The organism is Winogradskyella pulchriflava (genome assembly GCF_042434315.1).
GTDB classification, from domain to species: domain Bacteria; phylum Bacteroidota; class Bacteroidia; order Flavobacteriales; family Flavobacteriaceae; genus Winogradskyella; species Winogradskyella pulchriflava.
On sequence record NZ_JBHLTQ010000004.1, the window covers coordinates 1 to 14,151 of the forward strand.

Genomic DNA, 14,151 nt, shown 5'->3' on the forward strand with positions numbered 1-14,151 from the left:
AACACCGTGTATAAAAAATTGCTAGTTTTATACTAAACCAATGTCAGTTGCTTTGCTTGCTTGCATCCGATTTTCCTTCGGAAAATCCTCGCACACAAGCACGCAACTTTCCATACACATAAACGTTAGCCACAATTATAAATGAACATCCTCAAAGCCATTTTACTTACCGCCTTATTAATGGGATTAGAAGTTCTAATTTCTTTAGGAGTTTATGAATTCATAGAGCCAAAAGTAAGTGATTCTTTAAGTGATAACAGTCTGATTCATTATTTCGGAATTACAAGTCGAATACCAACAGTAATAGCTTACTTAATAGTTTTTTACTTGTCGTATAAAACTATCTTCAGATTTGACAACAGAATTGAAAAAGTAAAAGGCGTAAAACCTGATTTCATTCTCTATTTGATTTTAATCACCATTGGACTTGAATTGTTTGACCGACCGTTATTTGACTTCAGCAAAATTTGTGATTATTTCAGTGGTGCGGAATTAAAACCATTTGAATTTTCCGAAAGTTCGAACTTGTCAATTCTCTATCGTGGAATATCTGTTTTAATAATTGCACCAATATTCGAGGAACTTTTCTTTCGTAAGTTTTTATTCGGAGAGGTATTAAAAAAACACTCATTAACTATTTCAATACTTGTTTCAAGTATTTGTTTCTCTATAATTCACTTACCAAGTTATAGAAACCTATTACCCACATTCATTTTTGGAATTATAGCGTGCTTAATATATAATAGAACTAAAAATATATTTTATACGATAATCTTACACTTTCTGACCAATTTAAGTTGGTTGCTATTAGTGGCTTATGGAAAATCATATTATGAATGGAGCTACGGACTGAATTACAATTTCGTCTATTGGTTGTTATTTATTTTTGGAATGGGATTATCGTATATTGGAATTAAAAAAATAACAGTGGCTAACAATGGCTATAAGTAATTGCTTCTACTCGCCTACTTTGGAAATTCCTGCGGAATTTCCAACTTGGTGTGTACTTGCAAACTTAAGTGCTAAACCACGCAACTACTCATAGCCGAGACCGTTGTACGCAAGCTAAAAAAACTACCGAATGGCGACATTGAAAAATGATATTTTAAAATATTCAGATTGGATTGTAAAAGCGTTTAAAGAAGATGGACTGACTTTGGACTATTCGATAAATAGTTTAATGGAAATCGACAAGTTTGTTCAAATGCACACCAAAGATGGACAACCAGTAAAAGGACGCAGACTATCAAAGAATTTAGGCGGAATTATTTTTTCACTCGGAGCATATATTGGAGAAACTTTGATTAAAAATGTTCCTAATTCAAAATGGATTACTGACGACAATGACCCACAAGGAGAAATTAATATTGCTGTCGAACTTGGAGATGGAACAACTTGTTGGCCTGGACAAAGAATGATGAAAAGAATTCAAAACGGACTCGAAGACGGAATTTATCCATATGGACACAGCTTGACTGAAAAAACTCTGAATGAAAAGTTTAACCAATCCTTTTGGGAAATTGAAAAAGATATTAAACCACTAGAACCGAAAAAACCTTGGTGGAAATTTTAAAAATAAAAAGCCAGCGTACAACAATGTATAAACGCAATTACGGCGGATTCGACTTCGTCCGAATCCACTAGGAATTGCTAACGTCTGTGCTAAACCGAAGATTAACGCATATTAACCCGTAACTGACGGTTATACGAGACCGTTGGCATTCATTTATGAAAATCAGAACAATCATATTGACAACAGGAATTTTAATCGGACTAATTAGCTGTTCGAAAAAAATCTATTCTTGCGGACTTGAGCCAGTTCTGAATATTGTTTCAATTGATAGTGAAATACTTAATCTGAAAAGAATCGGAATTGCGGACACAACTCTTGCGAGTATTTCTGGAAAAATTTATGCAAAGTCAATTAATGAAAAAGATACTCTGACTGATAATTTTGCATTTACAAATATTTGGGTAAGAGACCTAAAAACTGACTCTTTAATCGGAACAACATCTGACTCGAAAGGCGAATTTCAATTTACAATGCCTGCATCTGAATATGATTTACAAGTGCAATTTATTGGATTTAATAATCTAAAAGTTAAAAACGTAAAAGTCGGAACTGGAGAAATTATAAGCTTTTCAGCAATTCTCGGTCAAGGAGACGGAACAACTGAATATAAATGGAATCAAGTGGAGTTTTATAATAACACGAATAAATAAAAAACGAAATGCCAACACCGTGTATAATTAATTGCTTTTTATGTGCTTACTTGCGAAAATTCCTGCGGAATTTTCTCTGGCTCGTGAATGTTTACTAAATTAGTTGCTTAACCACGCAACTAACCATACACAAACACGTTAGGTGCAATTTGAGAAACGATGAACTTCGGGAAAGACATAAACGAATTTTTAAAAAGTAGTGCTAAAAGAGCACTCGGAGGAAATACGCCGAAATCTTTACGTAAAGCGTCAATTGAATTAATAGATAAAGAAGTTCAATGGTTATGTATATTAGATTATTCAGCAACCGAAGATGATATAGAAGATTGTGCTGTAGCTGGAACTGAAATAATTGCGGATTTTACTTGGGAATATGGAATTAATGAAATGTTCGAAAAAGTAAAACCGTATGAAAAACCAAGAGTTTTAAAAAATGTCGTCTATGAAAGAATGGAAAGGAATTTTAAAGAAAGAGATATAGACGAACAGGAATGGTTTACGGAAAATAATTATTGCGGAAAATGTAAAAAAGCGGATACTGGATTGCATTACCCAATCGAATATGAATTCGGCGGAAAAATTTACATTGACGGAATTTGCAAAGTTTGCGGAACTGCCTGTAGAACGGAAATAAAAGTAGAAGCGGAATAAAAAAACTGCACCTAACAAAGTACTGTGGTAAAAAACAAGTAAAATCGCATTAATTTTTCACCAACGTGCTTCTATAAGTATCATCATATATTAATCCCGATTTAGCAATTGCAAAGGCTTGTTTCAATAGTTTATTGCATACTGCGATTAACGCTAATTTTTTACTCTTTCCTTTGGCTAGAATGCGCTCATATAAATCTCTACAAGCTTTGTTGTACTTACATGCATTAAAACTGCACATGAATAATAAATTCCTCAGTTTCTGATTCCCTATTTTGCTTATTCTTGGTCGCCCTTTTACACTGCTACCACTTTGTCTAATCACAGGAGTCAACCCTGCATAACTGCACAGCTCACTTGCACTATTAAAACGATCAAAGCCACCTGTCAGGACCACTAACATAATCGCTGTTTTTGGACAAATTCCAGGGATGGTCTTTAAACGTGTAAACAGATCTTGGTGTGCTATTTTTACTAAAGCCAATAGTTTATCCTCCAACGTTTTTATCTCTTTTGTCAACTGTCTCAGACTCACGTTTTAAAGACGTGACGACGAGCTTACTTGGATTGCCCAAAACCGCTTCACCATGTAGTTTGTTCTTTAGCATGGTGCTCTGTTTTGTATATACCGAAAGGGCTCTAACGATTTGAAGGCTCTCTATTTCACTTTTGGAATTACCTTGCCATAGCTTCAGTTCCACTTGTTCTGCATAAGTACATATAAGTTTTGAATCGCTCTTGTCGGTCTTGATCTTTGATAGTCCCATCTGGATGAAACGTTTTACCGCTAACGGGTTTTCTACCGATACCTTGATACCCGATTCCAGTAAATGATAAGCCAACTGGTAATGGTAATAACCTGTGGCCTCCATAACGCAATGGCTATTGCAATCCAAGAGTTTAGAGAATTTTTTAAACCCAAACTCATTGTTTTTAAACTGATAGTAATTGCCATCTGAATCCGTAACGTCAAACACTAAATGGCTAATGTCAATCCCAAAATATTTAATACCTTTATTCATAACAAAATGTTTTTTTTGAAAGGACAATCTACACGAGTTTCAACGACTTAAAAGCGAGGTCCAAAAGGCCTCATAGAACTGTACGAAATCTGGGTAGAAAAGAGAGGGGATTTTCAATGTTGACGAAGTCTAGGCTTCTGCGTGTATAATAACCTTAATCCTCTCTTTTGTTCTTTCTGATTTATACCTTAAATTTAATAGATTGTAAACTTAAGACGTGTATAGTTAATTGCTAATGTTGGCTAAGCGCAGGATTTTTTCTCAAAATTCACTATATTGCTTAGCAAAGAATAACAGCGTATTTGCACGCAACTAACCATACACATACACGTTAAAGACAATACAATTCGCAATTTTTTGCCAACCTTTTTTTCGCGATTTTTTTTTTAGAATTTTAATCAAGTATATTCAAAAACAATGCAATAAAAATTATTAAAATAATAAATATCTACTTTTTTGTGACTATGTTATTAGTATATAGATATACGATTATATTTTTCTCTAAATCAAAATAAGGATACTCACCGTTAGAATTTGGCTCTAAGTTCATTACCAAATGATATCTACTAAAAAGTTTTTCTGTTAATAACTTTAAATCACGCTTAGTAGCAGCTTTGTCATCCTCTTTTGTAAATACTGCTTTAATGGTATTTGCAATCATAACTCCAGCTGTAGCATTACCTACACCGGCTAATGACATTTTTTCTTCTGATCGATTTAAATCTTTGTTTTCTAAATGTTTTATAGCATCCGTTTTTGTGTTACTTGAATTTCGTACTCGACATGCATTAGATCGACATGAGTTACTACAGTACTTCTGCACGCCTCTTCGTTTAGGAATATATTCTTTATAGCAATATTCGCAGGTATAGTATTTTATTTGTTTCATTATTCGTTAAATAAACGTTCATTTAACGTTAAAATACTAAATATTTATCTTTTTTCATCATCAATCTTTGAGAAATCAATATTGAAAACCGATTCTAAAAGGTGTTTATCTACTTCATCTTCATTTAGTAAGACTTTTTTAGCTGATGACTTTGTTTTAGACTGATTAACAGTTTCGGTTTTTGGTTTATTAGCATTTGTTATGTTGCTTTTTTTGTATTCTCCTTTGTCAAGGTCATAAGGTGATAGTTTAAATACACGTTCAAGTTCAAACCAGGTTTTCCATTCACCAAAATGACCTTCCAACTCTTCTTGATGCGCTTTAAAAGTTTTATACTGAAGTTCTAAATAATTTTGCATGTAGGACTCGTAATTATTAACTTCTGTTTTAGCCTCTTTTCTAACAGTATCTGCTATAATTATCAAATTATTTAACTCTTTAAAATACTCATCAATTAAATAATGAAAAGCCTTCTTATCTAGTTTTGATCTTAACTCTAATAATTCAAAAACATTAGATTTTAGAATTCTACTTTTTTCTGATACTTGTGCGAATTGAAAAGCATTTGATATCAATTTAGTTTCTCCTTTAGAATTGAGAACAACTAAGGAATTGAATAAACCTAAATCTTCTAATGGTTTTAAGTCCTTTTTTATGGCAATTTCAAACAGACTTCTAGATAAATAAAAAACCATAGGTTGCTTTATATTATCTATTAAGCTTTGCATATCACTATTTAATCCCATAGTCTATAATAAGTTTGAATAATCCTCTGGTAATTCAGCATCAATATCTCTTAAGTATTTCTCTAGTGCTGTCATAGTAGAATGTCCTGTAATTTGCATAAGCTTGCTCTTTGCCTCATATGGTGATGATTTTTTAACCAGTGCTCTATAGAGTTTAGTAATAAACGTATGCCTAAAACTGTATAAACCATAATTTTCATTATATCCAAAATGGTCTTTAACTACCGTTTTAAAACGTTTACTAAAATAGTCTCTTCGATTATTTAGCTGTGTATCCCAAAGTCCTCCAATTCTATCTGGTGTAAACAACAGTAATTCACCATCCATTTTAGATAAATCTGGTAGTTCATTAAATAGTATTTCAGGAATGATTTTCGTTTTTAAAACTTTATTCTTGGCTTGAAATTGAAGCGTTTTTTGTTCTAGATTGATATTTTTTATTCGTAATCGACATACTTCGATTGGCCTTAGCAAATTGTAAGAAACAAATTTTATATAAAGCAATAAAATTTGATCATTAGCTTCTAAATATTTAAATATGGCTTCTTGCTCTTTTAATGAATACGTTTTATTACGTTTCGGTTGCGTTTTTATAGATTTAATTTGAGAGATAAAGTTCTTCTCAATAAATTCATTATCCTCAAGGATTTGGAATATACTACTAAAGACCGTTCTATAGTTATTCCTATTTCTTGCAGAGGTATTTAATTGAATACTATTTAAAAATGCAACCACCATTTTCTTAGAAACTTGGTTGATGAAGGTTGCGGTTTTGTGATTTTCGAGCAACCATCTTTGAAATTGGTTGATACGACTCTGATAATCTTTAAGGGTTGTTGTACTAACCACATTGGTTTTAAGCAACATAGCCTTATCAAAAGCTTCCTTTATTGTTTTTGGTTGCAGAGCAACCTCCTGCAAACCAGGTTGCAAATTCTTAAGAAACTGTTGTTTATCATTTACATTTCCGTTACGTTTAACAACCATTTTATCTTTATAAAGTTTTGTATTATCCTCATAGGGATTGAACCCATCATTTAGAAACTTTAATAAACGTTTCTTATAAAGATTTAATACTGAATAACGTTCAGCCTTCGTTTTAAAACGATGAGCTTTACCATAAATATTCTTTTGGCGTTCTAGTTTACCTGTTAATGGATTGCGATAAGAAAAATAAACGTACCAGCGTTTATTTAAATCACCATTGGCATCAAAAACCTTAGGTTGAGAAAATTTTGTCTTGTGTTCCAAAGTGTGTTCTAAATCGTGTTCATTTTGACACTCTAAGGTAACTAATTCATAAATACTTTGCATAAAAAAACGGTTTAGAGTGAACTAAACCGTTAATTTTAGAGTTATTTACACTTAGTAGCGGGAACTGGACTCGAACCAGTGACCTTCGGGTTATGAGTTCGACAAATCACCCTGAAACTGCCCCAAAATGGCATTTCGCTTAAAAATCGTGTACTGTATTGTGTACTCTGATTAAACCAAAAAACTAAAATAATAAAAATTGCTTTATAATACTATGACAATTCCTCATATTCATATTTATCTATAATCGTTTTCACATTACTATCAACTTTAGGACTATACAAATCTTTACTTACCGAATAAGTCTCCAATTCGTCTTCTGGGAAGCTGAAGTTCAGAATGTCTTCGACATCCGTTTCTTCTAAATCAACTGACAACCAATTATGGGTTAATTCTTGATCTAAAATCAAAGGTTGTCTATTTTTTTTATTATGAATTTTGGCAAATAATGGCGAAGCCTCTTTTGTCAAAATAGTAAATGTTATATAGGTATCAATTACCGTATAAAGTCCTGCCAATGCGATAGGTTCATCATTTTTATCCTTAAAATAAAATGGGTATTTTTTTCCATTGTGGTCATGTGGTTCAAAAAAGCCAGAAACAGGGATTATGCAACGTTTGTCCATAATTGCTTCTTTATAGATAAAATGATTGAATGCCTTTTCTGAGCGAGCATTTAAGCCTCCACCATAACGCACTGCTTCTTTATGGTAATCTTTAATTTCGTCCTTGGTTTTATAGTTGGGTACAATTCCCCATATTCCGGGGGCTAAAACATCAGAGCGTTCTTGTGGTATGACTAACATATTTGGATGAGAAAAGCCATTGTGATGATAGGTAGGTTTGTCAAAATATTTCTCCATTGAAGGATCAACTATGTTAACTTTGAAATGCTTCTCTAATTTTTTAACCTTATCAGTAGTGCTGGTATGGAAACACATATAACCTAGATGATTTTTATTTTGTTATTATTGATTAAATTTATCTATAATTATTGATAATATGGAATTAAAACTAAAAGATCTTTCAGAAGAGCAGCCTAAGGAAAATAAATTATATAAAGTGTTGATTCGAAATCTGTCTAATAATGGAAGAAAGAGTTTGGCACAATGGAATGAAGACGGTTTTACATTAGTAAATGACGAACTGGGTGATGAAGATTATATATTTGGTTTTTATACATAGTAAGTATTAGTGATAAACGGATGTATATGATTAAATTTTTCAAAATACTCTAGGATCTGGAAGTATCCCCAATTTTTTACTTTTAACTATAACCATGCTGTAAAAACCAAATCGATCCTTTATTGTACCATAACAAGCATAAGTGCCCAAGCCGTTAATTGGGTATTTATCAACTACGTCACTAAAGTGTACCGCATCAAAATAACTACCTGCTTTATCAATAAATGTACTTAACCTAATAAGTTTACCTTGAGATGTCTTATTAAATCTAGTTGTTACTAAGCTACCATAAATAAATATATTTTTGCCCACAAAATCCTTCATTTCATTAGCTAAGATTCCTCCATGCATTTCTTCATTTATCATATTAAAGTAATCACACAATGGAAAACCTAGTAGTTCCATTTCATCATAGGCATCTTCAACCCAATTCGTTTTAAGTTTAGGAAGGTTAAATTGTTTGTGTTGGATTTTAAAAAGCTGTGCCTGCTTACTTTTTATACCATTAGCATTAAGTTTAAAAATAGCATGCCACAACAATTCAGTTTTATGCTTTTTTGTAAATCTAAAGGCGTTGATACGTATGAGTATCGTTAACTGTTCAATGCTAATAACTATCCGATCTATAAAATCATCAAGAGATTTATAAATTCCATGTAATTGCCTTTCACTAATTATTCTTTGAATGGTATAGGTTTCCAAATTTTTAAGATAACCAAAACCCAAGTAAATAGAAGTTCCTATTAGCCTATTAGGATGGTCGCTTTTATTGATACATGGTAAACAAATATTTGCACCTTGCTTTTTAGCTTCATGTAAATAATGTTCTGCACTATAAAAGCCACCACCATTATTTAAAACAGCGGTCATAAACTCCAAAGGGTAGTAACACTTTAAGAACAAACTTTGGTAACTTTCTACGGCATAGGATGCCGAATGTCCTTTAGCAAACGCATAGCCTGCAAAACTTTTGATCTGATTCCACACCTCAAAAATTAAATCATCATTAAAGCCTTTATTTCTACAATTGGATATAAACTTTTGTTCTACCTCTAAAAACTCTTTCCTTGACCGATATTTACCACTCATTCCTCGTCGCAGTATATCAGCTTCGCCAAGTGTAAGATCAGCAAACTGATTTGCTACTTTAAGCACATCTTCTTGATAAACCATAACTCCATAAGTCTCTGGCATAATTTGCATTAATATAGGATGAGCATCTTTTCGTTTTTCAGGGTTACGATGGCGTCTAATATATTCGTCTTTCATACCCGAACTAGATACACCTGGTCTAATAATGGAACTGGCAGCAACCAAACCCAAATAATTATCAGTTTGTAACTGTTGCATTAGTCCACGCATCGCTGGAGATTCTACATAATATGCACCAATAGCACCACCCGATTTTAGCAGTTGATTGATGTTTTTGTCTGCCTTAAAGGCTTCTACATTTGTAATGTCTATATCTTGTGCTTCTGGTCTGGTGGTTTTAATAATTTCCAAGGCTTCTTTAATTTTTGCCAAGCCACGTTGCCCTAAAATGTCGAACTTAAAAATGCCAACATCTTCAGCAATTATCATATCAAACTGAACCGTTGGGAATCCTTTGGGTGGAAGATCTGTAGCGGAATAATAATGCACTGGTTTCTCTAAGATGATGATGCCTGCGGAATGCACGCTAAGATAGTTAGGGAAGCCCTCTATAAGTTTGCCATAGCGTAGTACCAATTTAGAGATGTCATCTAAATTAGAAAAGGTATAATTACCCTTACTTAATTTATCAATTTCTTCTTTTGGCAAACCGAACACTTTGCCTAATTCTCTTACCACAGCACGGTATTTAAATGTATTGTAAGTAGCCATTAATGCTGTATGCTTAAACCGTTTAAAAATATATGCGGTAACATCGTCTCTGTCCTTCCAAGAAAAGTCAATATCAAAGTCTGGTGGTGATGCTCTAAACGGATTGATAAAACGCTCAAAGTACAAGTCAAGTTCAATTGGGTCTACGTCCGTAATACCAATAATGTAGGCAACTATGCTATTAGCACCACTACCACGACCAACATGAAAATAGCCTTTGCTTTTAGCATAACAAACAATATCATAATTAATTAAAAAGAATGATACAAATCCTAGTTTTTTTATTGTTCTAAGCTCAGTTTTTAACCGTTTTTTGACTGGAGGTAAAGGGTTTTTATACCGTTTATTTATGTTCTCATAGCATAAATGCTCTAATAATGCATAATCATTTTCAGAAGAATCCGTATAGAGTTTTAGATTTTGTGATGTTCTGTTATTACCAAATGAGAAATCAATTCTGCAATCTTCAAGTATATGCCTTGTGTTATCTAGTATAAAGGGAAATTCTTTAAAGACCTCCTCTAAATTTGCTTTTGAGTACATTTTGTCTGTAAACAAGCATTCTTCAGATTTATCTAGTTTGCTTAACAAACAGTTTTTATCAATGGCACGCAGTAAACGATGCGCATTAAAGTCTCTTTTGTTTCTTATCGTTACTTGTTGTTGTATAACTAATTTGTTCTTTTGTGAAAGCAATTTAGAGAAGCGTAATTTTCTGAGTTCTACAACAGAAACGCCTATAAATTCGTTCTCCTTAAATACCGTTTTTTCTAATTCTAAAACTTTTTCAAAAGGGTAAATTATATAACAGTTTTTAAGCGGTAAATTAGGAATGTCAGGTAATTCTATTCCTTTTTCAGAATAATACGACAAGTATTCATTTAACTCCCTAAAGCCCTCATTATTCTTGGCTAAACCAACATATAATTGGTCATTACCGCTTCTAAAATCAATTCCAATTATCGGTTTAATTTGAAACTCTTTTGCTTTCCTGATAAAGTTCAAACAAGCAGAAGTGTTGTTGATATCGGTCAAAGCCAAAACATCAATATCATTTTCCTTGGCAAGCTCTAATAACTCAATTTCAGAAAATGTACCGTATCGTAAGGAATAATATGTATGACAATTCAAATACATCACTGTTTACGATGTGCCAATAATATTGGTGGTTCGCCACTAAAAGGGTTTTGAAAACGCCCTATGGTTTTTGCTCCCATTGATGAAGCTCTCATAATGCTCAACTCTCCATAACGTATCCGTACTTTGTCCATGGCATTATAAAGGTTAATCATCTCTTCGGTATCATCAAACAGATTTATTTGATAATGTCCACTAACTATATCACTGATTTTAACTCCAACTAATCGTATAAGTAAACGTCGTTGGTACAATTTTTCAAATAGTTCAAGTACTCTAGGAATTATGACATGATCCGCACTTGAATATGGTATTTTTACTTGCTTGTTGTAGGTGTTAAAATCCGAATATCTAATTTTTACGCTTATCGTTCCTGCTAATTTATTTCCTCTTCTCAGTTGAAAAGCTAAATTTTCCGCCATTGCAAAAATTGTGGTCTTTAAAACGTGTAGATCGATTGTATCCTTATTGAAAGTGCGTTCGGTTGAAATTGATTTGCGTTCATGAAAAGGCACAAGTGGTGGGTCATCTATACCATGTGCCCGTTTCCAGATTGTTTTACCGTTGATACCCAAGGCACTAATCATCATTTCCAATGGCATTTCTTGCACTACTTTTACCGTATCGACACCAAGGTTCCGCAACACTTGATAGGTTTTTGTCCCTACGGATGGAATTTTCCTAATGGATAGTGGTGCTAAGAAGTCTTTTTCAAAACCATTATCTATTTTCAATTGGTTATTAGGTTTTGCTTCACCAGTAGCAACCTTAGAAACTATTTTGTTTGCGGATAAACCAAATGAAATTGGAAGCCCTGATTCCTTAATAATGCGTTTTCGCAATTCGGATGCATATTTATAGCAACCATAAAACTTATCCATACCACTAAGGTCAGCATAAAACTCGTCAACGCTTGCTTTTTCAAAAACAGGAACACTTTCTTTGATAATCTGGGTTACCAAGTGGGAATATTTGGTGTAAATGGAAGAATTACCTCGAATAATTATTGCTTCGGGACATAATCTTCTGGCAAATTTCATGGACATACCAGAATGTACTCCAAATGGTCGAGTTTCATAACTGCAAGCAGCTACAACACCTCTATCACCAGTTCCGCCAACCAATAAAGGTCTATTTTGTAAACGCCTATCAATAAGACGTTCGCAAGAGACAAAAAAAGTGTCTAAATCCAAGTGTAAAATATTCTTTTCCATTTTACAAAATTAGCTACATATATAAGTAATTATTGCTTATATTTGTAGTATTATGAATATTGTAGCAAAAAACATTCGTCACTTAAGAAAACTCAAAGGCTTAACGCAAGAAACACTGGCAGAAAGCCTAAAAGTATCAAGGTCTAGGATTGGATCATATGAAGAGGGTAGGTCTGCACCAACCATTGAATTTCTCATTCAGTTATCCGATTTTTTCAGATTACCAATCGATATCTTGTTAAGAAATGATTTGACAAAATCTAAAGATGCGTCATTCATTGAAATTGGAAAACAGCGTGTACTGTTCCCTATATCAGTAGATTCAGATAATGATGATTTAATTGAAATAGTTCCGGCAAAAGCATCCGCTGGTTATCTTAATGGTTATGACGATCCTGAATACATTGAGCAACTTCAAAAGATTAAACTTCCTTTTTTACCCACTGGAAAGCATAGAGCTTTCCCAATAAAAGGTGACTCCATGTTGCCAATGAAAGATGGTGCTTTTGTTGTAGGTAGATTCATAGAAGATAGAAACGAGATTAAGACAGGTAGAACCTATGTTTTGGTTACGCTAAATGACGGTATGGTCTACAAACGTGTAATGAACAATATAGATTTTAACGGTTCATTGTTATTGATGTCTGACAACAAAACCTATAACGATTATAGTGTACCAATAGATGAAGTTCTCGAAATATGGGAATTTACTTGTAGTATCAATACCCAAGAGTACACGGAAGAAGAACTTCAAATCAGTAGTATTCTAAATATGTTTAATGAGCTTGGTGTGGAATTAAAGGCTTTGGGAAAGGTAGTGAGTTGATACCTATACCTTGAATTTACTACTCCCTAAAGGTAGTAATTTCAATTAGTTAAAATAGGATTTGCCATACTTGTTTTTCAATTTGATCTTTTACCTGTTTTGTGACAAAAGGTTTCTACATAATCATACTTCTCGAACTGCACCCAGCTTTAGTACTAAAAATCCCGTTAAGACATTTTATTTCAGTGTTTTGTGTTGTTGTAAGTAACAGAATAGCAACGTAAACAGTTTGATTTTCTGTTTATATTAAGAACTATATTTTAGATTCTAATATCTACCCTCTTTATGATAATAATCCATTGAGATGTATAGTTGTCTTTTTCGGGAAGGTGTGAATTCCGAAAAAAATCTTTTTCTATTAGATTCAACCCAAATCCGTTACTATTAATTTCCAGGTTCAGTGCGTAAATAATCATACTTTCATTAATTGTAAGAATTAGTAAATTCTACAAAATGATTGATTATAAATATATTTGACTTAATTGGAATTAAAAATGGATACAAAAAAAGCCATCTGAGAAGATGGCTTCAACATTAGTTTTATTCGAATAATAGCCCGTAGCTTCTATGCGTTGGTGAAATGTCGAGTTTGTTATTACCGACATATTCATATGCTTCCACTGGAGGCGACACTTTGCGTTTTAATCCGCCAAAATCCATATACTTTTTATTATCGCTATTTGACGTAAGTTTTCTTACAAATTCAGGCTTGAATATAGAAAGAACCATTATTAAATTTGGTATAATAGCAGTTTCATATCCATTATAATTAGACATATCGTACAAAGAAAACTTCTCAATTTCCTCAACTAATTTTTGTTTAGTTTTTCGATGTTTTGAAGCATAGAAATTCTCATAGAAAGAATTAGCACTATCTTTAATTGTATTTAAATCAAATTTGTTTACTAAATCTTCCTTTAAGATATAATCAATTAATTCAAGCATTATTTGATTAGAATTAAGCTCCATTTTCTTCATAATAAGTTAATTATTAAAGGGGTGCAAAGATAATACTTTTTTAAATTTATCTAGCAACCCTATTGTTGTTTTTACTTCAAAAAACGTTTAAATGTATACAAAA

The 14,151-nt window shown here is 32.7% G+C and carries 13 protein-coding genes and 1 pseudogene; 6 read left to right on the forward strand and 8 right to left on the reverse strand.

Annotation, left to right across the window (positions count from 1 at the left end; genetic code table 11):
* Positions 1-141: 141 nt before the first annotated feature.
* From ACFFGA_RS08380 to ACFFGA_RS08395, 4 genes are all read left to right on the forward strand, one after another.
* On the forward strand, positions 142-951 hold the full coding sequence (locus tag ACFFGA_RS08380) for a CPBP family intramembrane glutamic endopeptidase (RefSeq protein ID WP_386062427.1): 810 nt from the start codon (positions 142-144) through the stop codon (positions 949-951).
* Between the two features lie 130 nt (positions 952-1,081).
* Positions 1,082-1,573, forward strand: a complete 492-nt coding sequence (locus tag ACFFGA_RS08385; protein WP_386062430.1) for a hypothetical protein — start codon at positions 1,082-1,084, stop codon at positions 1,571-1,573.
* Positions 1,574-1,749: 176 nt separating this feature from the next.
* Positions 1,750-2,223 carry a carboxypeptidase-like regulatory domain-containing protein gene (locus tag ACFFGA_RS08390; protein WP_386062433.1) on the forward strand — a complete coding sequence of 158 codons (474 nt, stop codon included), beginning with the start codon at positions 1,750-1,752 and terminating at the stop codon, positions 2,221-2,223.
* 159 nt (positions 2,224-2,382) lie between these two features.
* Complete coding sequence (locus ACFFGA_RS08395) at positions 2,383-2,874, forward strand: MafI2 family immunity protein (protein WP_386062436.1); 492 nt, start codon at positions 2,383-2,385, stop codon at positions 2,872-2,874.
* Between the two features lie 49 nt (positions 2,875-2,923).
* Here ACFFGA_RS08395 and ACFFGA_RS08400 read toward each other — a convergent pair.
* The 5 genes and pseudogenes from ACFFGA_RS08400 to ACFFGA_RS08420 all read right to left on the reverse strand — a co-directional run bounded on the left by ACFFGA_RS08400 (position 2,924) and on the right by ACFFGA_RS08420 (position 7,786).
* Positions 2,924-3,896, reverse strand: a pseudogene (locus ACFFGA_RS08400) (IS110 family RNA-guided transposase).
* A 448-nt stretch (positions 3,897-4,344) separates the two neighbouring features.
* Positions 4,345-4,785 (reverse strand): hypothetical protein, encoded by a 441-nt coding sequence (locus ACFFGA_RS08405; protein ID WP_386062439.1) that lies wholly within the window; start codon positions 4,783-4,785, stop codon positions 4,345-4,347.
* A gap of 44 nt (positions 4,786-4,829) precedes the next feature.
* Positions 4,830-5,531 carry a hypothetical protein gene (locus tag ACFFGA_RS08410; protein ID WP_386062442.1) on the reverse strand — a complete coding sequence of 234 codons (702 nt, stop codon included), beginning with the start codon at positions 5,529-5,531 and terminating at the stop codon, positions 4,830-4,832.
* 3 nt (positions 5,532-5,534) lie between these two features.
* Positions 5,535-6,845, reverse strand: a complete 1,311-nt coding sequence (locus ACFFGA_RS08415) for a tyrosine-type recombinase/integrase (protein ID WP_386062444.1) — start codon at positions 6,843-6,845, stop codon at positions 5,535-5,537.
* A gap of 212 nt (positions 6,846-7,057) precedes the next feature.
* Positions 7,058-7,786: an SOS response-associated peptidase gene (locus tag ACFFGA_RS08420; RefSeq protein WP_386062446.1), complete on the reverse strand. Its 729-nt coding sequence runs from the start codon at positions 7,784-7,786 to the stop codon at positions 7,058-7,060.
* A 61-nt stretch (positions 7,787-7,847) separates the two neighbouring features.
* Here ACFFGA_RS08420 and ACFFGA_RS08425 point away from each other — a divergent pair, with 61 nt between their 5' ends.
* Entirely contained in the window at positions 7,848-8,030 is a 183-nt protein-coding gene (locus ACFFGA_RS08425; RefSeq protein ID WP_386062449.1) for a hypothetical protein, read from the forward strand.
* A 39-nt stretch (positions 8,031-8,069) separates the two neighbouring features.
* On the opposite strand, the gene ACFFGA_RS08430 is transcribed toward ACFFGA_RS08425, so the two are convergent.
* Positions 8,070-11,030, reverse strand: coding sequence for a DNA polymerase III subunit alpha (locus ACFFGA_RS08430; protein WP_386062451.1), 2,961 nt, complete (start codon positions 11,028-11,030; stop codon positions 8,070-8,072).
* Positions 11,030-12,244: a DNA polymerase IV gene (gene dinB, locus ACFFGA_RS08435; RefSeq protein WP_386062454.1), complete on the reverse strand. Its 1,215-nt coding sequence runs from the start codon at positions 12,242-12,244 to the stop codon at positions 11,030-11,032. Before dinB ends, ACFFGA_RS08430 begins: the two co-directional genes overlap by 1 nt.
* A 52-nt stretch (positions 12,245-12,296) precedes the next feature.
* Between dinB and ACFFGA_RS08440 the strand changes: the two genes are divergently transcribed.
* Positions 12,297-13,070: an XRE family transcriptional regulator gene (locus ACFFGA_RS08440; RefSeq protein ID WP_386062457.1), complete on the forward strand. Its 774-nt coding sequence runs from the start codon at positions 12,297-12,299 to the stop codon at positions 13,068-13,070.
* A 540-nt stretch (positions 13,071-13,610) separates the two neighbouring features.
* Here ACFFGA_RS08440 and ACFFGA_RS08445 read toward each other — a convergent pair.
* Complete coding sequence (locus tag ACFFGA_RS08445; RefSeq protein ID WP_386062460.1) at positions 13,611-14,048, reverse strand: hypothetical protein; 438 nt, start codon at positions 14,046-14,048, stop codon at positions 13,611-13,613.
* Positions 14,049-14,151: the final 103 nt, after the last annotated feature.

What these genes read in the sequence shown, in the direction of transcription:
- dinB (WP_386062454.1), bottom strand. Translation starts at nt 12,244, where the DNA reads ATGGAAAAGAATATTTTACACTTGGATTTAGACACTTTTTTTGTCTCT.
- ACFFGA_RS08405 (WP_386062439.1), bottom strand. Translation starts at nt 4,785, where the DNA reads ATGAAACAAATAAAATACTATACCTGCGAATATTGCTATAAAGAATAT.
- ACFFGA_RS08425 (WP_386062449.1), top strand. Translation starts at nt 7,848, where the DNA reads ATGGAATTAAAACTAAAAGATCTTTCAGAAGAGCAGCCTAAGGAAAAT.
- ACFFGA_RS08395 (WP_386062436.1), top strand. Translation starts at nt 2,383, where the DNA reads ATGAACTTCGGGAAAGACATAAACGAATTTTTAAAAAGTAGTGCTAAA.
- ACFFGA_RS08385 (WP_386062430.1), top strand. Translation starts at nt 1,082, where the DNA reads ATGGCGACATTGAAAAATGATATTTTAAAATATTCAGATTGGATTGTA.
- ACFFGA_RS08415 (WP_386062444.1), bottom strand. Translation starts at nt 6,845, where the DNA reads ATGCAAAGTATTTATGAATTAGTTACCTTAGAGTGTCAAAATGAACAC.
- ACFFGA_RS08440 (WP_386062457.1), top strand. Translation starts at nt 12,297, where the DNA reads ATGAATATTGTAGCAAAAAACATTCGTCACTTAAGAAAACTCAAAGGC.
- ACFFGA_RS08420 (WP_386062446.1), bottom strand. Translation starts at nt 7,786, where the DNA reads ATGTGTTTCCATACCAGCACTACTGATAAGGTTAAAAAATTAGAGAAG.
- ACFFGA_RS08445 (WP_386062460.1), bottom strand. Translation starts at nt 14,048, where the DNA reads ATGAAGAAAATGGAGCTTAATTCTAATCAAATAATGCTTGAATTAATT.
- ACFFGA_RS08430 (WP_386062451.1), bottom strand. Translation starts at nt 11,030, where the DNA reads ATGTATTTGAATTGTCATACATATTATTCCTTACGATACGGTACATTT.
- ACFFGA_RS08410 (WP_386062442.1), bottom strand. Translation starts at nt 5,531, where the DNA reads ATGGGATTAAATAGTGATATGCAAAGCTTAATAGATAATATAAAGCAA.
- ACFFGA_RS08380 (WP_386062427.1), top strand. Translation starts at nt 142, where the DNA reads ATGAACATCCTCAAAGCCATTTTACTTACCGCCTTATTAATGGGATTA.